The sequence below is a fragment of the Desulfocucumis palustris genome (assembly GCF_002933875.1).
In the GTDB taxonomy this organism is placed as follows: Bacteria; Bacillota; Desulfotomaculia; order Desulfotomaculales; family Desulfocucumaceae; genus Desulfocucumis; species Desulfocucumis palustris.
Window position 1 is genome coordinate 1 of the sequence record NZ_BFAV01000139.1, and the last position, 269, is coordinate 269.

The 269-nt window shown below is 52.8% G+C and carries 1 protein-coding gene; it reads right to left on the bottom strand.

The features are described from left to right. On the bottom strand, window positions 1-269 hold a 269-nt coding region (locus tag DCCM_RS11950; protein ID WP_207655591.1), incomplete at both ends, for a hypothetical protein.

The following is a 269-nucleotide window of genomic DNA, read 5'->3' on the forward strand; positions in this document are numbered from 1 at the left end:
GTTTGCCGGAGGGGAGCCTGGTGTAGCTGGCCATCAGCGCCCCGGCCCCGTCCCGGTCGGCTATTACCTGGCTGCCGTCATACTGGTAGTAGGTGGTGCTGTCGTTGGCCGCATCTATTACTCCCATTAGCTGCCCGTCGCCGTTATAGAGGTTTCTTGCCTGTTCATTGCCGCCTTTGGTTACTCTGATTAATCTGTTTTCGTAATCGTAGGAGTATCCCCAGGAGTAATCGTTTTCTCTTTTTTCACTTTTTTGATTGCCGTTGGAG